The organism is Inquilinus ginsengisoli, from assembly GCF_050434925.1.
Classification (GTDB): domain Bacteria; phylum Pseudomonadota; class Alphaproteobacteria; order DSM-16000; family Inquilinaceae; genus Inquilinus; species Inquilinus ginsengisoli_B.
The window spans coordinates 5,152,443-5,171,938 of sequence record NZ_JBNDJK010000001.1; the positions used below are offsets into that span (position 1 = coordinate 5,152,443).

At 69.2% G+C, this 19,496-nt stretch carries 16 protein-coding genes; 11 read left to right on the top strand and 5 right to left on the bottom strand.

All coding sequences use genetic code 11. From position 1 onward, the window contains the following. Positions 1–24: 24 nt before the first annotated feature. From QFZ27_RS24580 to QFZ27_RS24600, 5 genes are all read left to right on the top strand, one after another. Positions 25–228 carry a hypothetical protein gene (locus QFZ27_RS24580; RefSeq protein ID WP_429229092.1) on the top strand — a complete coding sequence of 68 codons (204 nt, stop codon included), beginning with the start codon at positions 25–27 and terminating at the stop codon, positions 226–228. Positions 229–605: 377 nt separating this feature from the next. Next, a complete protein-coding gene (gene alaS / locus QFZ27_RS24585) occupies positions 606–3,257 on the top strand; it encodes an alanine--tRNA ligase (RefSeq protein WP_429229093.1) in 2,652 nt (883 codons plus the stop codon). 112 nt (positions 3,258–3,369) lie between these two features. Beyond that, on the top strand, positions 3,370–3,834 hold the full coding sequence (locus QFZ27_RS24590) for a GcrA family cell cycle regulator (protein WP_429229094.1): 465 nt from the start codon (positions 3,370–3,372) through the stop codon (positions 3,832–3,834). A gap of 229 nt (positions 3,835–4,063) precedes the next feature. Further along, entirely contained in the window at positions 4,064–4,597 is a 534-nt protein-coding gene (locus tag QFZ27_RS24595) for a hypothetical protein (protein ID WP_429229095.1), read from the top strand. A gap of 55 nt (positions 4,598–4,652) precedes the next feature. Next, the gene (locus QFZ27_RS24600) at positions 4,653–5,183 is read left to right on the top strand and encodes a hypothetical protein (protein WP_429229096.1); all 531 of its coding nucleotides are present in this window, start codon (positions 4,653–4,655) and stop codon (positions 5,181–5,183) included. 72 nt (positions 5,184–5,255) lie between these two features. Here the strand turns inward: QFZ27_RS24600 and QFZ27_RS24605 are convergent, their stop codons facing one another. The 3 genes from QFZ27_RS24605 to QFZ27_RS24615 all read right to left on the bottom strand — a co-directional run bounded on the left by QFZ27_RS24605 (position 5,256) and on the right by QFZ27_RS24615 (position 8,008). Next, entirely contained in the window at positions 5,256–6,470 is a 1,215-nt protein-coding gene (locus QFZ27_RS24605) for an NADP-dependent isocitrate dehydrogenase (protein ID WP_429229097.1), read from the bottom strand. A 74-nt stretch (positions 6,471–6,544) separates the two neighbouring features. Further along, the gene (locus QFZ27_RS24610; protein WP_429229098.1) at positions 6,545–7,129 is read right to left on the bottom strand and encodes an LOG family protein; all 585 of its coding nucleotides are present in this window, start codon (positions 7,127–7,129) and stop codon (positions 6,545–6,547) included. 141 nt (positions 7,130–7,270) lie between these two features. Beyond that, a complete protein-coding gene (locus tag QFZ27_RS24615; RefSeq protein WP_429229099.1) occupies positions 7,271–8,008 on the bottom strand; it encodes a hypothetical protein in 738 nt (245 codons plus the stop codon). On the opposite strand from QFZ27_RS24615, the gene QFZ27_RS24620 reads away from it, so the two are divergent. After that, the gene (locus tag QFZ27_RS24620) at positions 7,962–8,813 is read left to right on the top strand and encodes a LysM peptidoglycan-binding domain-containing protein (protein WP_429229100.1); all 852 of its coding nucleotides are present in this window, start codon (positions 7,962–7,964) and stop codon (positions 8,811–8,813) included. The genes QFZ27_RS24615 and QFZ27_RS24620 overlap by 47 nt on opposite strands. 148 nt (positions 8,814–8,961) lie before the next feature. On the opposite strand, the gene QFZ27_RS24625 is transcribed toward QFZ27_RS24620, so the two are convergent. Both QFZ27_RS24625 and QFZ27_RS24630 read right to left on the bottom strand, forming a co-directional pair. Then, positions 8,962–10,344, bottom strand: coding sequence for a formimidoylglutamate deiminase (locus QFZ27_RS24625; protein WP_429229101.1), 1,383 nt, complete (start codon positions 10,342–10,344; stop codon positions 8,962–8,964). Next, the gene (locus QFZ27_RS24630; protein ID WP_429229102.1) at positions 10,341–11,687 is read right to left on the bottom strand and encodes a Fic family protein; all 1,347 of its coding nucleotides are present in this window, start codon (positions 11,685–11,687) and stop codon (positions 10,341–10,343) included. The genes QFZ27_RS24625 and QFZ27_RS24630 overlap by 4 nt, the downstream gene beginning before the upstream one ends. Before the next feature lie 57 nt (positions 11,688–11,744). Here QFZ27_RS24630 and hutI point away from each other — a divergent pair, with 57 nt between their 5' ends. The 5 genes from hutI (at position 11,745) to QFZ27_RS24655 (ending at position 19,496) form a co-directional block, all read left to right on the top strand. Further along, positions 11,745–12,956 (top strand): imidazolonepropionase, encoded by a 1,212-nt coding sequence (gene hutI / locus QFZ27_RS24635; RefSeq protein ID WP_429229103.1) that lies wholly within the window; start codon positions 11,745–11,747, stop codon positions 12,954–12,956. An 85-nt stretch (positions 12,957–13,041) separates the two neighbouring features. Further along, the gene (locus QFZ27_RS24640) at positions 13,042–13,593 is read left to right on the top strand and encodes a lytic transglycosylase domain-containing protein (RefSeq protein ID WP_429229104.1); all 552 of its coding nucleotides are present in this window, start codon (positions 13,042–13,044) and stop codon (positions 13,591–13,593) included. A 228-nt stretch (positions 13,594–13,821) separates the two neighbouring features. Beyond that, positions 13,822–16,506: an SLBB domain-containing protein gene (locus QFZ27_RS24645; RefSeq protein ID WP_429229105.1), complete on the top strand. Its 2,685-nt coding sequence runs from the start codon at positions 13,822–13,824 to the stop codon at positions 16,504–16,506. A gap of 142 nt (positions 16,507–16,648) precedes the next feature. After that, on the top strand, positions 16,649–17,962 hold the full coding sequence (locus QFZ27_RS24650) for a malonyl-CoA decarboxylase domain-containing protein (RefSeq protein WP_429229106.1): 1,314 nt from the start codon (positions 16,649–16,651) through the stop codon (positions 17,960–17,962). Positions 17,963–17,975: 13 nt separating this feature from the next. Beyond that, the gene (locus QFZ27_RS24655) at positions 17,976–19,496 is read left to right on the top strand and encodes a malonate--CoA ligase (protein WP_429229107.1); all 1,521 of its coding nucleotides are present in this window, start codon (positions 17,976–17,978) and stop codon (positions 19,494–19,496) included.

Below are 19,496 nucleotides of genomic sequence, written 5' to 3' on the forward strand. Positions count from 1 at the left end.
CGGCGCCGGGACACGGCCCGCGCCGTGGTCGAGCGGGCCTTCGCCAGGCTCGACCCGGCCCGCGTCCCGGGCCTCAAGGCCGGGCTGGCGGTCCGGCTGCAGGAAGCCGACGTCATCAAGTGGTTCGATACCGAGACCACCTACACCATCGCCGAGCGCCCCTCACGCTCCCTCGGCATCGACCCCTATCTCTGGCTCCACAGCTCGAACGCACCCGACACCGGGTGAGCGCGAAGTCGACCGGTCCGATGGCCCGAGCCACCCCCTCACCCGAAATCGCTGTGCGATTTCGGCCTCTCCCCAAGGAGAGGTGAATGGAGAGCCGCACCTTTTTCCCTCTCCTCGGGGAGAGGGAGGGGCCCGTCGCGTTGGCGACGGGAGGGTGAGGGGGGCCGAGCCGAAAATGATGCGCCCCCCAATGCCCCCGGCGCAACCCAAGGAATCCGCCTCGGCCAGCGCCGTCGCGCCGGCGGATGGCATGATATCGGCAACGTTTCAACCGCGTCCCTTCCTGGACAGCGGTCGCCCCGGCGCGCTACAAGCGTCGGCTCGGCCGTCGGGTTCTCCGAGGCCGCACCATCAAGACGCCCAGGCCGACCTCCCCGATGCAGACCGTCAACGACATCCGCTCGACCTTCCTCGACTTCTTCGGCGAGAACGGCCACGAGGTGGTGGCATCCAGCCCGCTGGTGCCGCGGAACGACCCGACGCTGCTGTTCACCAATGCCGGCATGGTGCAGTTCAAGAACGTCTTCACCGGCATGGAGACGCGGCCCTACAAACGCGCGACCACCTCGCAGAAATGCGTCCGCGCCGGCGGCAAGCACAACGATCTCGAGAATGTCGGCTACACTGCCCGGCACCACACCTTCTTCGAGATGCTGGGGAATTTCTCGTTCGGCGACTATTTCAAGGAACGGGCGATCGAGCTGGCCTGGGGCCTGATCACCAAGGAATACGGCCTGCCCAAGGACAAGCTGCTGGTCACGGTGTACCACACCGATGACGAGGCGGCGTCGCTGTGGCGCCGCATCGCCGGCCTGTCGGACGACCGGATCATCCGCATCCCGACCTCGGACAATTTCTGGGCGATGGGCGACACCGGCCCCTGCGGCCCGTGCTCGGAGATCTTCTTCGACCATGGCCCGGGCATCGCCGGCGGCCCCCCGGGCAGCCCGGATGAGGATGGCGACCGGTTCATCGAGATCTGGAACCTCGTCTTCATGCAGTACGAGCAGGTCACCAGGGAGACGCGGGTCGACCTGCCGCGGCCGTCGATCGACACCGGCATGGGGCTGGAGCGCATCGCAGCCGTGCTGCAGGGCAAGCACGACAATTACGACATCGACCTGATGTGGGCCCTGATCGAGGCCTCGGCCGATGCCACCAACAGCGACCCCGACGGGCCGCACAAGATCAGCCACCGGGTGATCGCCGACCATCTGCGGGCCACCTCCTTCCTGATGGCCGACGGCGTCATGCCGTCGAACGAAGGCCGCGGCTATGTGCTGCGCCGGATCATGCGCCGGGCCATGCGCCACGCCCATCTGATCGGCGCGCGCGACCCGGTGATGTACCGGCTGGTGCCGGCGCTGGTGCGCCAGATGGGCGCCGCCTATCCGGAGCTGGTGCGGGCCGAGGCGCTGATCACCGAGACGCTGAAGCTGGAGGAATCCCGCTTCAAGCAGACCCTCGACCGCGGCCTGCGCCTGCTCGAGGACGAGACCGGCCGGCTCGGCTCCGGCCAGGCCCTGCCGGGCGAGGTGGCGTTCAAGCTGTACGACACCTACGGCTTCCCGCTGGACCTGACCCAGGACGTGCTGCGCGGCCAGGGCCGCACGGTCGACACCAGCGGCTTCGACACGGCGATGGGGCGGCAGCGTGCCGAGGCCCGGAAGAACTGGGCCGGCTCCGGCGAGGCAGCCACCGGCGCCTTGTGGTTCGAGTTGAAGGAAAAGCTCGAACCCACTGAATTCCTTGGCTATGACACCGAGATCGCTGAGGGCGTGGTCACCGCGCTGGTGGTCGACGGCCAGGTCTTGGACCAGGCCGGGCCGGGCGCCGAGGTCGTGGTCCTGGTCAACCAGACCCCGTTCTATGCCGAGAGCGGCGGCCAGATGGGCGACGCCGGCACCATCGCCTTGGCCGGGGGCACCGGCGGCGTCACCGTCGCGGTGCGCGACACCCAGAAGCAGGCCGGCGCGCTGTGGGCCCATATCGGCACGGTGCAGTCCGGGACGCTGAAGGTCGGCGACGCGGTCGAGCTCAAGGTCGACCATGCCCGCCGCAGCTCGATCCGCGCCAACCATTCGGCCACCCATCTGCTGCATGCGGCGTTGCGCCGCCGGCTGGGCGAGCACGTCACCCAGAAGGGTTCGCTGGTGGCGCCGGAGCGGCTGCGCTTCGACGTCAGCCAGCCGCGGCCGCTGACGGCCGAGGACATCGCCGCCGTCGAGGCCGAGGTCAACGCCCGGATCCGCGAGAACGCCGAGGTCACCACCCGGCTGATGACGCCGGAGGACGCGATCGCGGCCGGCGCCATGGCACTGTTCGGCGAGAAGTACGGTGACACCGTACGGGTCGTCGGCATGGGCCAGGACGGCAACAGGGTCTATTCGCAGGAGCTGTGCGGCGGCACCCATGTCGGCCGCACCGGCGATATCGGCGCCTTCAAGCTGGTGTCGGAGGGCGCGGTCGCCGCCGGCATCCGCCGGATCGAGGCGGTGACGGGCGAAGGTGCCGTGTCCTACGCCGCCCATCGCGACACGCTGCTGGCCGACGCCGCCGCGGCGCTGAAGGTGACGCCGGACGAGCTGCCGGCGCGGCTGGCAGCTTTGGTCGAGGAGCGGCGGCGGCTCGAGCGCGAGGTCTCCGACCTGCGGCGCAAGCTGGCGACCGCGGGCAGCGGCGGGACTGCGCCCGAGATCAAGGACATCGGCGGGGTCAAGTTCACCGGCCGGATCGTCGACGACCTGCCGGCGCGCGAGCTGAAGCCGATGGCCGACGCGCTGAAGCAGCAGCTCGGCTCCGGCGTGGTCGCGCTGATCGGCCGGGCCGAGGGCAAGCTGTCGGTCTGCATCGGCGTGACCGAGGACCTGACCGGACGGTTCGATGCCGTGGCGCTGGTGCGCGCCGCGGCCGAGGCGGCCGGCGGCAAGGGCGGTGGGGGTCGCCCGGACATGGCGCAGGCGGGCGGGCCGGATGCGGCCCGCGCCGACCAGGCACTCGCGGCGGTCGAGGCGGCACTCGCCGCCTGACCGGAGGGGCTTGAAAGGATCTGTCTTGGCCGTCCCGGATGTGGTAGCGTCCGTGGACGAAGCCGCAATATGTGGTACGCGCATCCAGTGCGCGTGATCTTGGGAGAAGCGGATGTCTTGGACCGAAGAAAGGGTGGCGCAGCTGCGTCAGCTCTGGGGAAACGGGAAGAGTGCCAGCGAGATCGCCGAGATCCTGGGGGGCGTCTCTCGCAATGCGGTGATCGGCAAGGCGCATCGGCTGGAGCTCTCCGGCCGGCCGTCGCCGATCAAGCGCAAGGACGGCGAGGACGAGGAGGAGGGTGTCGCCACCACCACCGCCGTCGCCGCCGAGACCCCGCCGGCCGTGGCGAAGGTGCCGGCAAAGCCGGTGCCGGAGCGCAAATCGGGCGGCGCCACCATCCTCAACCTGACCGAGCGGATGTGCAAATGGCCGATCGGCGATCCGCGCGACAAGGACTTCCACTTCTGCGGCAAGGCCGCCCACGGCAACCTGCCGTACTGCACCGAGCATGCCCAGATCGCCTATCAGCCGCCCGGCAAGCGGCGCGACGACGACCGCACCATCCTGCGGGCGTGAGTTGCGGGTGATTTGACGAATTTTCTCGCCAACCAACCAAAGCTTCGGCATTAATTCCTCCTAGATATTCGGGGGAATTTCATGAAGCGAGGCATTTCATCCTGCGCCGCCGGGCTCCTCGCCCTGGCGGCGCTTTGTTTGTCGGCGATCGCCCCCTGAAACGAACCCGAACGGGCGAAGCCGTCGGCCCAGGCGGCCCGCACCGGTTCATCATGGGCGGAGGGGGATCATGTTCGATCGTATCTTGCGACGCGCCATGGGCGTGTTTGCCATGGCCGTGTTGTCCTGGCCTGCGCTGGCCGAGGAGTCTCCGATCAGCTTCGTGTCCGGGCCGCTCCAGGGCGCGGTGGCGGAGAACGTCAAGCACGAGGGGGAGACGCTGGCCCATTCGGCCTTCGGTGCGGTGACCACTGACTCGGCGGTGTTCAAGTCCGGCCCGATGCTCGCCTGGATCGCCTGGTCGCGCCTGGGCGGCCACTACCGCTGGCAGGACAACGATGTTCGCTCCCTGTCGGACGAGGTGAAGGACATCTTCGACGCCACCGGCTTCACCATCCTGGAAAGCGACGGGATCACGGTGAACGGCTATGCCGCGCAATACCGGAAGATCAGCCTGATCGGCATCGACCGCCGCTGCGGCGTGTTCGCGCTGATGCGCCGGAACCATATGGTCCAGGGCTTTGCCTGCGCTCCGGCCGCCCGCGCCTTCACGGTCCAGGCCGTGATGGAGGGCATCTCGATCGACGGCGTGATCGGGCCCTGAGCGGCCGGTTCAAGACGACAACGGGCGGGGACGCCTGATCATGCGGAGGGGGAGCATGTTCAATCGAGCGATGTGGTGTGCGGCGGGGCTTCTCATGCTCGCGGCGGCGTCGGGGCTCGCCCGGGCCGAGGAGTCGCCGATCAGTTTCGTCTCGGGGCCGTTGGCCGGCGTCGCCGCCGAGAATACGAAGCATATCGAGGAACAGGCGGCCGATGGCGGTGGAATCGTCCGGGTGGATACGGCGACCTTTTCGACCCGGGAGCTGCTCGCCTATGTCGACTGGTCGCGGCTGCCCGGCGGTTACAGCTGGCGCGACAGCGACAGCCTGCCCAGCCTCTCCCGGATGGCGCAGCGGGTGTTCAAGGCGACCGGGTTCACCGTGGTGCGCGGTGACCAGACGAGCTTGAACGGGTATCGCCTGCGGTACCGGATCATCAGCCTGACCGGCGCCAGTGAGCGCTGCGGTGTCTTCGACCTGCAGCGCCGCAGCCATCTCATTCAGGGCGTGGTCTGCACGACCGCGGGCGAGGCGCCGCTGATGACGGTGCTGCAGGGGCTGTCGATCAACAACGTGATCGGGCCCTGACGGGGGACCAGGCTCAAAGCAGAAAGGCCGGCGCGAGCCGGCCTTTCGTTGCTTCGGCACAAGGCCTGGGCGTTAGCCCATCGCGGCCTGCAGGTTCTGATCCAGCTTGTCCAGGAACTGTTCGGTGGTCATCCAGGGCTGGTCCGGGCCGATCAGGATGGCCAGGTCCTTGGTCATGTGGCCGGCCTCGACCGTCTCGACGCAGACCTTCTCCAGCGTCTCGGCGAAGCGCAGCAGCTCCGGCGTTTCGTCGAACCGGGCGCGGTAGGCCAGGCCCTGGGTCCAGGCGAAGATCGACGCGATCGGGTTGGTCGAGGTGGCGCGGCCCTTCTGGTGCTCGCGGTAGTGGCGGGTCACCGTGCCGTGCGCCGCCTCGGCCTCGACCGTCTTGCCGTCGGGGGTCAGCAGCACCGAGGTCATCAGGCCGAGCGAGCCGAAGCCCTGGGCCACCGAATCCGACTGCACGTCGCCGTCGTAGTTCTTGCAGGCCCAGACGAAGCCGCCCTCCCACTTCATGGCCGAGGCGACCATGTCGTCGATCAGCCGGTGCTCATAGGTCAGGCCCGCCTTCTGGAACCGGTCCTTGAACTCGGCCTCGTAGACCTCCTCGAAGATGTCCTTGAAGCGGCCGTCATAGCCCTTGAGGATGGTGTTCTTGGTCGACAGATAGACCGGCATCTGGCGCAGCAGGCCGTAGTTCAGCGACGACTGGGCGAAGCCGCGGATCGACTCGTCCAGGTTGTACATGCTCAGCGCGACGCCGGCGCCCGGGAACTTGAACACCTCCAGCTCGACCGGCTGGCTGCCGTCCGTCGGGGTGAAGGTCATGGTCAGCGTGCCGGGGCCGGGGACCTTCAGGTCGGTGGCGCGGTACTGGTCGCCGAAGGCATGGCGGCCGACGATGATCGGCTTGCGCCAGCCGGGCACCAGGCGCGGCACGTTGCGGCAGATGATCGGCTCGCGGAAGATGGTGCCGCCGACGATGTTGCGGATCGTCCCGTTCGGCGACTTCCACATCTTCTTGAGGTTGAATTCCTTCACCCGCGCTTCGTCCGGGGTGATGGTGGCGCATTTGACGCCGACGCCGAACTTCTTGATCGCCTCGGCGGAATCGATCGTCACCTGGTCGTCGGTCTGATCGCGATACTCGACCCCGAGGTCGTAATAGCGGAGATCGATGTCGAGATACGGCAGGATCAGCTTGTCCTTGATGAACTGCCAGATGATGCGCGTCATCTCGTCGCCGTCGAGCTCGACGACCGGGGTCTTGACCTTGATCTTGGCCATATCGGGATCTTTCCGCTTCGGACAGGAATGGTCGGGCTTATAGCACCCGGCCGCGGGGGGCGAAAGGCGCGGGGCTACACCGATCTGTCGCTGGCGCGGGCGGCGATCGGCTGCGGCGCGGCGATGGCGCCGAACACCTCCTCGACCGTCTCGACCACCTGGAATAGGTCGCGGTTTTCCGGCCGGCAGAAGCCCTGGGCGACCATGTGGTCGACCAGGCGCAGGAACGGGCGCCAATAGCCGTCGATGTCGACGAAGACGACCGGCTTCTCGTGCAGCTTCAACTGCCGCCAGGTCAGCATCTCGAAGGCCTCGTCCAGCGTGCCGAGGCCGCCGGGCAGCACGACGAAGGCGTCGGACCGGTCGAACATCATCCGCTTGCGGGTGTGCATGCTGTCGACGACATGCAGCTCGGTCAGGCCGGTGTGCTCGACCTCCAGCGCCTGGATGTGCTCCGGGATGATGCCGACGACCTGCGCGCCGGCGCCGAGCGCGGCGTCGGCGACGATGCCCATCAGCCCGACCCGGCCGCCACCATAGACCAGCTGCAGCCCGCGGGCGGCGATCAGGCCGCCGAGGGTGGCGGCGGCGGATTTGTAGCGCTCGTCGACCCGGGAGGCGGAGCCGCAATAGACGCAGAGGGAACGAAGTTCGGCCATGATCGCACGGATGTGGTCGGGTCGGAGGCCGGCGGCGCCGGCGCGCGACATTAGGAAGGGATCGCCGCCGGGGCAAGTTTCGATGCGGCCAAAGCAGGGGTTTGTTGCGAGTCGATGACTGCGCGGATACCTTGGCGCGAATTATATCGGGGCGGTTCCGGCGTTGAAAAAACTTTTGCTGATCGGCGGCGTTGCGGTCGCTGTGCTCGCGGCCATCCTCGCCGTGGTCGAATACACCGGGCAATCCCCACGGGATGCGATACCGCCAAGGGCGGCGCCGGCCCCCGCCGCTGCTCCGGCCACTCCGCCCGCGGCTGCCCCGCCGACGCCGGCAGCGCCGGCCCCTGCGCCCGTGGCGGCGCCTGCGGCTCCCGTCGCGCCGCCGTCGCCCCGGATTCTGGGAAGCGGGTTCGACGAGCCTCCCCGGATCGCCGGTGCGCCGTCCGCGGTCGCCTTGGCACCGGCCCAGCCGCCGGCTCCGGCCCAGCCGCAGGTTTCGGTGCAGCCACCGCCGGCTTCGGCCCAGCCGCAGGCTTCGATCCAGCCGCCGCCGGCTTCGGCCCAGCCGCAGGCTTCGATCCAGCCGCCGCCGGCTTCGGCCCAGCCACAGGTCTCGGTCCAGCCGCCACCGGCTCCGGCCCAGCCGCAGGCATCGGTCCAGCCGCCGCCGGCTCCGGCCCAGCCGCAGGCATTGGTCCAGCCGCCGCCGGCTTCGGCCCAGCCGCAGGCATCGGTCCAGCCGCAGGCATCGGTCCAGCCGCAGGCATCGGTCCAGCCGCCGCCAGCCCCAGCCCAGCCATCTCCCCAAGCGGCGGCACCGGCCGATCCGGCCGTGCTGAGCTTCGACGCGATCCGGGTAAATTCGGATGGCGGCGTCACTATCGCCGGGCGCGGCCCGGCCGGAGCCCGCATCCTGTTGATGGACGGTGACCGGCAGATCGGTTCGGTCCAGGCCGACAGCTCCGGTGGCTGGATCTTCATGTCCGACGCGCCGATCGCGGCCGGCGACCACCAGCTGTCGCTGCGACTGGCCGATGGCGGCGCCGCCTCCGGCGAGGTCGCCACTGTGGTGGTGCCGGAGCGTGGCCGCGACATCGCCGGCCGGCCGGCGGCCGGCAGCGGCAGCAGCCCGCTGGTGCTGCTGACGCCGCAGCAGGGCGCCTCCACCGTCCTGCAGGCACCGCAGGCGACCTCGTCCGGTCCAACCCCGGCGGCTCCGGGCGGGGCACTGTCGATCAACGTCATCGACTATGGCGAGGGCGGCACCGTCTTCGTCAGCGGCCGGGGCCGGGCCGGCGCGACGATCAGGCTCTATCTCGACAACCGGCCGATCGGCGAAGGCGGGGCCGATCCGAGCGGGCGGTTCCGGATCCGGGCCGAAGGCACGATCGAGCCCGGTGTCTACAAGCTGCGAGCCGATCAGCTCGATGCCGCCGGCAAGGTGACCGCACGGGCCGAGACCCCGTTCCAGCGGGCGGCGCCGGCGGAGGTCGCGGTGGCCGAGGGGCGGGTCGTGGTCCAGCCCGGCAACAGCCTGTGGCGGATCGCCCGCCGGCTCTATGGCGAGGGGCCGCGCTACACCGTGATCTACCAGGCCAACCAGCAGCAGATCCGCAATCCCGACCTGATCTATCCCGGGCAGATTTTTGCGGTTCCGGCGGCAGCGGCAGGCAATCCCAGCTGACGACAAAATCTGCCCGGCGTGACGGCCGTCACAGCAGAAGGATGGAGGGCGGGCTAGGGTAGCGGCAGCTCGATAGCGTCTCCCGCTCGAGCAGCCTCCCTGTTCACCTCGCGGGCCCCGGTTTCCAGGGCCCGCTTTTCTTTGTCCGTCAGGCCAGCAGCGCCGCCATCACCTGCCGGTAGCGCGCCGCCACCGCGGCCTCGTCGGCGTGGCGGCCGTCGCGCACCCGCCAACGGCCGCCGGCCATGACGTGGCGGATCGGGGAATCGTTGCCGGCGAAGACGAAGCTGTCCAGCAGCGTATCGCCCTTGCGGCCGATCAGCGCCGGATGGTCGCGGTCCAGCACCACCAGATCGGCCCGGGCGCCGGCCTCGATCCGGCCGGTGGTGCGACCGACCGCGCGGGCGCCGCCGTCGATCGCCGCCTGGAACAGCGTGGCGCCGACCGAGGGCCGGTCCGGCCCGCCGGCGACACCGCGCTTCCGCTGCGACAGGCGCTGGCCGTATTCCAGCCAGCGCAGCTCCTCGATCACCCCGACCGAGATGTGGCTGTCCGAGCCGATGCCGAGCGCGCCGCCGGCGGCGAGGAAGGGGGCGAGGGGGAACAGCCCGTCGCCGAGATTGGCCTCCGTGGTCGGGCACAGCCCGGCGACCGCGCGGCTCGCTGCCAGGCTCGCGGTCTCCGCCTCGGTCAGATGGGTGGCATGGATCAGGCACCAGCGGTCGTCGACCGCGGCATGGCCGAGCAGCCATTCGACCGGCCGGGCGCCGCTCCAGGCCAGGCATTGCTCGACCTCCTTGACCTGCTCGGCGATGTGGATGTGGATCGGCGCCGCCGGATCGGCTGACTGCATCCCTTCGACCGTCGCCGCGAGCATCTCGGGCGGCACCGCGCGCAGGGAGTGAGGCGCGACGCCGATCCGCACATCCGGGTCACCGGCATGGTCGGCGCGCAGCCGTCCGATGATGTCGAGGATGCCGTCGACATCGTTGAGGAAGCGGCGCTGCCCGTCGCCCGCCTGCTGCCCGCCGAAGCCGCCGGAGTTGTACAGCACCGGCAGATGGGCGATGCCGAGGCCGGTCGTCTTGGCCGCCGCGATCACTCGGCGCGACAGCTCCGCCCGGTCGGCATAGGGGGTGCCGTCCGGCTGGTGGTGCAGGTAATGGAACTCGGCGACGCAGGTGTAGCCGGCCTTCAGCATCTCGACATAGAGCTGGGCCGCGATCGCCTCGACCTGGTCCGGGTTCAGCACGCGGACGAAGCGGTACATCTGCTCGCGCCAGCTCCAGAAATCGTCGCCCGGGCCGGCGGTGGTCTCGGCCAGCCCGGCCATGGCGCGCTGGAAGGCGTGGCTGTGCAGATTGGCCATGCCGGGCAGCACGATGCCGGCGATCGGCTCGGCATCGCCGCGCACCGTCCCCGCCGAGACACCGGTAATGTCGCCGCGGGCGTCGACCTCGATCAGGACGTCATCGGCCCAGCCATCGGCCAGAAGGGCGGTCTCGGCGAAATAGCGCGTGGTCACGATCATGCCTTCTTTCCCTGCAGCCGCTCGGTGAGGTCCGACGGCGCGACATAGGCCTTGCCACGTCCGACCTGGCGTTTGCGCAGCAGGCCGGAGGCCAGCAGATCCTCCAGATCCGAGCGCGCCGTGTGATAGCTGACGCGGTGCTTGTTCTTGTGGCCGTCGACGGTGACTTGCGCGCCGGGCGAGCGGGCGCCGGTCTTGAGAATGTCGAGCTGGCGGTGGTTGAAACGACCCTCATAGGCGGTCCCGTCGAGCCAGCTTTCGACCAGCTCGATCTCCCGCGCCTTGCGGGTGAGATAGTTCTGCAGCCCCTCGATGGCGAGCCGCACCACCTTGGTCTGGTTGAGCAGGAAATAGGTCAGGTCGTTGTGATCCAGCTCGCTGTTCAGATAGGCCTTGGCGTATTGCACCGGCGACCGGCGGATGATGCTTGAGATGGAGATAAACTCCATCAGCCAGTATCTCTGTCGCAGCATCGACCAATAGAACAACGCCCGCGCCGTCCGGCCGTTGCCGTCGACGAAGGGGTGATCGTAGCCGATCATGAAATGCAGGATGACGGCCCGGACCGCCGGATGGATGAACTTGTCCGGTGGCGGGTTCAGGTCGTTGGCGAAGGCGCACAGTGTGTCGAGCCGCTTCGGCAGCGTGTCGGCATCCGGGGGGATATGTAGGACTTCGCCGTCGCGCGGATCGACGACCTTGACGTCGTCCTCCGCCCGCCTCAGCCGTCCGGCCATTTCCGGCTTCTCCAGGGTTCCCTCGGTGACGACGCGATGCAGCTCGAGGATGAGGGCCGCGGTCAGCGGCTGGCCGGCGTGCTCGCGGACGAACTCCATGGCGCGATAGTTGTTGAGCACCATCCGTTCGCCGAGGCTGCGCGGCTCGCGATGATCGCGGATCATCTCCCGAGCCGCCTGTCGGGTGGTGGCCGCGCCTTCGAGGACGGAGCTGGCGAAGGCTTCCTCGATCAGCGAGGTCATGACGTAGCGGTCGCGCTGGGCGCTGCTGGCGGCCGGCGTCTCCGTCAGGATCTGGCCACCCGCCTGGGTGTCGATCCAGTGCAGCACCGACCGCAGGACCGGCGGCTCGCAGAACGAAAAGGCTTTGCTATGCTTGCCTCCAAAGGGCAGCACGGTTGCGCTGTTCGCCCGCACCCAGCGAATGGTGAACCACCAGTCTTCGGTGGACAGCCCACCAGGGGGCTGGCGAACGCGGGCCTCGTCCCAAGAGAGATAACGGCCGTCGGATGATACCATGCCAACGCCAAATGCGAGTTTCGTGAACTCGTGAAAGATGCGAGGACGACCAGGGCCGCCGAGAGATGGAGGCGGTGAAACGCGCATGACAATGTTTTATAGCGAAACTCAAATTATAAAACATCTGCCTTGACGGAGAGCGGCATGTGGGATCGGCTGTGGATCAATGCGCGGCTGGCGACCATGAATGGGGAGGGCTACGGCGCCATTCCCGAGGGTGCGATCGCGACCGAGGGCGGCCGCATCGCCTGGGTCGGGCGGCAGGCGGACCTGCCGGGCGCGCCCGATCGCCTGGCCACGGTCGTGGAGGACGCGGCCGGCGCCTGGGTCACGCCCGGGCTGATCGACTGCCACACCCATCTGGTCCATGGCGGCGACCGCGCCCGCGAATTCGCGATGCGGCTGCACGGCGCCAGCTATGAGGAGATCGCGCGCGCCGGCGGCGGCATCGTCTCGACCGTCGCCGCCACCCGCGCCGCCACCGAGGAGGGCCTGCTGGCCTCGGCCCGGAAGCGGCTCGATGCGCTGGCGGCCGAGGGCGTCACCACCGTCGAGATCAAGTCCGGCTACGGCCTCGACCTCGCGACCGAGGCCAAGATGCTGCGCGTCGCCGGTCGACTGGGGCGAGAGAGCGGCCTCCGGGTGCGGCGCAGCTTCCTCGGCGCCCATGCGGTGCCGCCGGAGGATCGCGACCAGCCCGACCGCTATCTCGACCGCGTCGTCGAGGAGATGCTGCCGGCGATCGCGCGGGACGGCTTGGCCGACGCGGTCGACGCCTTCGGCGAGAAAATCGCCTTCTCGCCGGTCCAGGTAGAGCGCGTGTTCCGCGCGGCGCGGGATCTCGGACTGCCGATCAAGCTCCATGCCGACCAGCTGTCCGACCAGGACGGCGCCGCGCTGGCCGCGCGGTTCGGGGCGCTGTCGGCCGACCATCTCGAATACACCAGCGAATCGGGGGCGAAGGAGATGGGGCGGGCCGGCACCGTCGCGGTGCTGCTGCCCGGTGCCTTCTATTTCCTGCGCGAGACCCAGCTGCCGCCGGTGGGGGCGTTCCGGCGGCACGGCGTGCCGATGGCGCTGGCCACCGACAACAATCCCGGCACCTCGCCGGCGACCTCGCTGCTGCTGATGCTGAACATGGGCTGCACCCTGTTCCGCCTGACGCCGGAGGAGGCGCTGGCCGGCGTCACCCGCAACGCCGCGCGGGCGCTGGGCCTGGCCGAGGAATGTGGCCGGCTGGTTCCCGGGCTCGCGGCCGACCTGGTGTTCTGGGACGTGGCCGACCCGGCCGAGCTGTCCTACCGCATCGCCTATAATCCGTGCCGCGCCGTTATTCGCGCTGGAATGCCGGTCTGATACGCCGGTCTTCTGCCGAATCGGCGCGGTGTGCTAGAAGCATTGCATCGATTGGCGGGGGAAGCCGGTTGCGTTGGTGAGGGGATTGGGTCGGATCGCGGCAATCGCGACGCTGCTGCTCGGCTTGGCCGCCGTGGCCGGACCGGCGCGGGCGCAGGACAGCTGCACGCCCCACATCCTGGCGATGGAGGGGGCCTTCGGCATTCCCCGTGGTATGCTGTTGGCGATCGCGCAGACCGAATCGGGCGGCAAGGGCGAGCCTTACCCCTGGGCTTTGAATGTCGGCGGCACGTCGCTGTTCCCGAACAGCCTGGCCGCCATGAAGGCGGCGATCGAGGATAACGGCGGCGGTGAAAGCCCTAATATCGATGTCGGCTGCATGCAGATCTCGCTTCGTTACCACAAGCAGACCTTGCCGGACTACACTCTGATCTTCGAGCCACAATACAATGTGATCTATGGTGCGTATTTCCTGCGGCGATTGTTTAACCGTTACGGCAATTGGCTGCAGGCGATTGCGCATTATCATTCGAGCGATCCGGACCGGCAGTTCGCCTATGCCTGCCGGGTGCTGGAACGGCTGAAGAAAATTCGCGGCCAGGGGGGCGGTCCGATTGAAGCCTGCGTGTCAGGTTGAGGGGCCAACGAATTGATTCGGGTTTTCTTTCCCGGCCAGATCGTTCAGAAGATGGAACATTGGGGGCGTTGGTCGATCAGCGCTGCGATCGGCCATTTGAGAAGATGTCAGAAGCGGGGGACCATGAAGCCTGTGCACAGTGACCGTCGCCGAGACCGAGAGGGCGAGGCGCGTCGACGCGGATGGACCCTTCGCTACGGGATCGGCCCGGCCCTCCTGGCCTGCGGCATGCTGATCCTCACCCCGGTTGCCGGCCAGGCCCAGATGAATGCGCTGGTCGACCAGTTGCAGCAGCTCGGCATCAGCCCGTCGCAGTTGCAGCAGCAGGGCATCCAGCCGGACGGCATTACCATTCCCAGCGGGCCGCGCGTCCCGACGACGGGAGCCGCGCAGGTGACCGAGCCGTCGGTGATTTCACCGGGCCTGCCGTCGTCGAGCATTTCCGCCGCGCCCGTCTCGCGCATCGAAGCCGACTACCAGCGGCGGCTGAGCGGCGACATCAGCCAGTTCGGCTATGACGTCTTCTCCGGCGGCGCTGTCGCCAGCCAGGTGGTCAGCGGCGCCGTCAGCGAGAACTACGTCGTCGGCATCGGCGACCAGATCGTGGTCACCCTGCGCGGCCAGGTGAACCAGGGCATCAGCGCGACGGTCGACCGCGAGGGCCGCCTGATCCTGCAGGATCTGCCGCCGGTCCCGGCGGCCGGCCGCTCCTTCGGCGACCTGCGCCGCGAGATCGAGACCCGGGTCCGAGAGAACTACGTCAGCACCGAGGCCTATGTGTCGCTCGGCGATGTGCGGGCGATTTCGGTGACCCTGACCGGCGAGGTGGTCAAGCCCGGCACCCAGACCCTGACCAGCTTCTCGACCCTGGTCGATGCCCTGACCGCCGGCGGTGGGATCAAGAAGACAGGCTCGCTGCGCACGGTTGCGCTGATCCGGCAGGGCCAGACCAAGGTCATCGACCTCTACGGCTTCCTGATGGGCTACAGCAACGAGGCCGACCTCCTGCTGCAGGACGGCGACCGGATCTCGGTGCCGACGATCGGGCGTACCGTCGGGGTCGGCGGCGACGTCGTCCGGCCGGGCATCTTCGAGATGCCGTCCGACGCCGCCGGCCCGCTCAGCGTCGCTGAGATGCTGGACTATGCCGGCGGGCCGATCCGCCCCTCCGGCAACCGGTTCAACCTGCTGCGGCTCGACCGCAACGGCCAGGACCAGGTCCAGAATCTATCGGGCCAGACAGCGGTGCCGGTGCAGACCGGCGACATCATCCAGATCACGCTGTCGCAGGATCTGCGCGTCGGCAGCGTCTCGATCACCGGCAACGTCACCGTCGCCGGCGTCCGGCCGCTGAGCAGCGCACCGACGCTCCGCGCCTTGCTGTCCGACCCGCCGATCCTGGCGGATGACGTCTATCTGCCCTTCGGCGTGATCCAGACCACCGATCCGGCCACGCGGATCCGCAAATTCGTGCCGGTCAATCTGGGGGTGGCGTTGCGCGGCGGCGGCAACATCCGCCTGCGCGACCGCGACAGGCTGATCGTGCTGTCGCGCGAGGACATCCGTTATCTCGGCGGGGACGACGTCCAGATGATGCTCGCCGGGCGCCAGCCGGGCCAGGCCCGATCGGCGGCGGCGGACGCATCCCAGAACGTCCAGGCCCAGAACCAGACGCTGACCTCCGTCCTGCCCCCGGCGGTTGCGGTCAGCGGCAGCTGCCTCGGCTTGCGGTCGCTGGCGGAGGCGGTGCGCAATGATTCGACCGGCCGCTTCCGCAACGCGCGGCAGACCTTCCAGAACATCGAGGGGGCCGGTTCCCTGCAGGTCAACCGCTCCTGCCCGCAGATATTCGACGACTATCCGGACCTGCTGCCCTTCGTGATCGAGCACGTCGTCGCGCTCGAAGGCCAGGTGCGGGTGCCGGGCAGCTACCCGATCATCCCGGGCACCACGCTCGCCACCGTGCTCGACATCGCCGGCGGCACGACGATCGAGGCCGACCGCCGCGCCATCGAGGTCGGCTACTTCTCCACCCTGTCGCCGTCCAGCCTCAGCGGTTCCTGGCGCTCGGTGCAGAGCCTCGGCGCCACCACCGCGTCGATCAAGCTGAACCCCGGCGACAGCGTCCGCATCCCGCAGAACCCGCAGCTGCGCGAAGACGGAGCGGTCACCCTGGCCGGCGAGTTCGTGCATCCTGGTCGCTACGTGATCCGCCGCGGCGAGACCCTGCTGCAGTTGATCCAGCGCTCCGGCGGCTACACCAACCAAGCCTTCACCTACGGCGCGCTGTTCACCCGCGAGTCCGTTCGGCAGCAGCAGCAGCAGGGTTACGAGCGCACCGCCCGCGAGATCCAGGCCGGGTTGCCGCAGCTCGTCCAGGAGGCCCAGGGCGACAGTGCCAACAAGAGCCCCGCCGCGGCCCTGCCGGCGATCCAGAGCCTGATCGCCGAGCTGAAGAGCATCCCGGCCGCCGGGCGGGTGGTGATCGAGGCCGATCCGACGGTGCTGGCGGCCAAGCCCGAGCTCGACTTCACGCTGGAGACGGGCGACCAGCTGTTCGTGCCGAAGCGGCCGCTGTTCGTGACCATCTCGGGCGAGGTGCTCAACCCGGGCACCGTCCAGTACGACGGCAGGCTGACCGCCGACGACTATGTCGAATTCGCCGGCGGCATGACCGAGGCGGCGGACACCGGCCGCGCCTTCGTGATCATGCCGAACGGCCAGGCGCAGCCGCTCGACCTGTCGTCCTGGAGCTACAGCTCGGTCGGGGTGCCGCCCGGGTCGGTCATCATCGTGCCGCGCGACCTGACGCCGTTCGACCTGTACCGGCTGGTGCGGGATGTCGGCTCGATCGTGCAGAGCTTGGCGATCTCCGCCGCCTCGCTGGTGGTTATCGGCAACAACAGGAACTGACGCCGGCCGGATCGGCGAACGGGGCGGCGCCATTGGTGCCGCCCCTTCTCGTTTGCGGGATCCCCGCCATGCGCCGGGCGAGATTGTCCCGGGGACGGGACGCGCTACCCTGACCGGGTCTGGTGGCAGCGGAACGGGCCTCATGCAGATCGCCGACCTCATCAACTCGATCGCCGATCGCGGCCTCGAGCTCTTCGCCTTCGGCCGCGGCCGGCCCTTGCCCCAGGATCTCGGCGGCATCTGTCATGCCCTGGTGTCCGAGCGCGGCGAAGCCTCCGGCATCGCCCTGGCGCGCGAGCTGGTGGCCCTCTACCGCGGCCTGGACGCGGCCGGGCGCGAGGCGTTCTTCACCCTGCTGGCGCGCGAGTTCGGGCCCGACCACGCCGCGGTCGCCGCCGCCGCCCGGGCCTTTGTCGCCGAGCCCAGCGCAGCGGGCGCGCTGGCCTTGGCCGAGGCGGCCGAGCCGCCGCGGCGGGAGCTTCTGCGCCGCATCAACATGCTGCCCGAGGGCACCGAGTTCGTGATCGGGCTGCGAGCCGACGCGCTCGACCTCGCCGACGAGAAGCCGGAGCTGCGGATCGTGGATGCCGACCTCAAGCATGTGCTGACCGACTGGTTCTCCGGCGGCTTCCTGGAGCTGCGCCGGATCACCTGGGAGACGCCGGCGATCATCCTGGAGAAGCTGATCCAGTACGAGGCGGTGCACGCCATCCCGGGCTGGGAGTTCCTGCGCCGGCGCCTGGCCGAGGACCGGCGCTGCTATGCCTTCTTCCATCCGGCTTTGCCGAACGAGCCGGTGATCTTCGTCCAGGTGGCGCTGGTGCGCGGCCTGTCGGGCGAGATCGCGCCGCTGCTCGACCCCGGGGCGCCGGTCGGCGATCCGGCGGCGGCCGACACCGCGATCTTCTATTCGATCACCAACACGCTGAAGGGGCTGCGCGGCATCTCCTTCGGCAGCTTCCTGCTGAAGCAGGTGGTCGCCGACCTGCAGCAGACCCTGCCGAACCTCGCGACCTTCTCGACGCTGTCGCCGATCCCGGGCTTCCGGCACTGGCTCGAGACCAGGGCGCCGGAGCACGGGCATCCGGCGGTCCAGGCGGCGGCCGAGGATCTGCTGCCGGTGCTGGCGGCGGGCGGGATCGATGCGGCCGGCGCGGACAAGATCATGAAGGCGGCGCTGAGCGGCCTCTGCGCCCGCTACCTCGCCGCTGAGCTGCGGCCGAACGGGCGGCCGATCGACCCGGTGGCGCGGTTCCATCTCGGCAACGGCGCCCGGCTGGAGCGGCTGAACTGGGCCGGCGACACCGCGCCGAAGGGGCTGGAGCAGGGCTGGGGACTTCTGGTCAACTACCTCTATGATCCGGCCGAGCTGGAGCGGAACCACGAGGCCTTCGTCAATGCCGGCAAGGTGGCGACGAGCCGCGCGGTGGCGCGCCAGCTGAAACCCTATCTCTGACCCGCCGAGCCGAATGACCAATCTCTACGACGCCCTGTCCGCCCGTTTTCCCGCCGACCGGTCGAAGCCGGCGCTCGAGCTCGCCGACGGGCGCCGCATCTCCTATGCCGGGCTGGAGGCGGCCAGCGGCCGTTACGCCAACCTGCTGCGGCGGCTGGGCGTGGCGCCGGGCAACCGGGTCATGGTGCAGGTCGACAAGTCGCCGGAGGTGGTGGCGCTGTATCTCGGCTGCCTGCGCGCCGGCGCCGTCTACCTGCCGCTCAACACCGCCTACACCAAGGGCGAGGTCGGCTATTTCGCCGGCGACGCCGAGCCGGCGCTGGCGGTGTGCCAGCCGGCGCGGCTGGCCGAGATCGAGGCGGCGGCCAAGCCGGCCGGCGCCAAGGCGGTGCTGACGCTGGGACCGGCCGGGGAGGGGACCCTGGCCGAGGCCGCGGCGACAGAGGCGGACAGCTTCGAGACGCTGCCGCGCGGGCCGGACGACCTGGCCGCGATCCTCTACACCTCCGGCACCACCGGCCGTTCCAAGGGGGCGATGCTCAGCCATGACAACCTGTTGTCGAACGCCCTGACCCTGCACGATTACTGGGGCTTCCGGCCGGACGACGTGCTGCTGCACGCCCTGCCGATCTTCCACACCCACGGCCTGTTCGTCGCCACCAACTGCGCCCTCCTGGCCGGGGCGACCATGCTGTTCCTGCCGAAATTCGACGGCGCCGAGGTGCTGCGCCTGCTGCCCAGGGCCAGCGTGATGATGGGCGTGCCGACCTTCTACACGCGGCTCCTGGAGCAGCCCGGCCTCACGCCCGAGGCGTGCGCTCACATGCGGCTGTTCATCTCCGGCTCGGCGCCGCTGCTGGCCGACACCTTCGAGCAGTTCCGGCAGCGCACTGGCCACACCATCCTCGAACGCTATGGCATGACCGAGACCAACATGAACACCTCGAACCCGCTCGACGGCGAGCGGCGGGCGGGGACCGTCGGCTTGCCGCTGCCCGGCGTGGCGCTGCGGGTGGTGGGCGAGGATACCAAGCCACTGCCGCAGGGCGAGATCGGCGTGATCGAGGTCAAGGGCCCGAACGTGTTCAAGGGCTATTGGCGGATGCCGGAGAAGACCGCGGCCGAGTTCCGGGCCGACGGCTTCTTCATCACCGGCGACGTCGGGGTGGTGGACGACCGCGGCTATGTCTCGATCGTCGGCCGCGCCAAGGACCTGATCATCACCGGCGGCTTCAATGTCTATCCGAAGGAGGTCGAGAGCCTGATCGACGCCATCCCGGGCGTCGAGGAAGCGGCAGTGATCGGTCTGCCGCATCCGGATTTCGGCGAGGCGGTGGCGGCGGTGGTGAAGATGCGGGCGGGCGCCACGCCGCTCGACCCGTCTACGATCCAGGCCGCGCTGCAGGACCAGCTAGCCCGGTTCAAACAGCCCAAGGCGGTGTTCGTGGTCGCGGAGATCCCGCGCAACGCCATGGGCAAGGTGCAGAAAGCGGCCCTGCGCGAGCAGTACAAGGCGACCTTCGCGCCGGCGTAA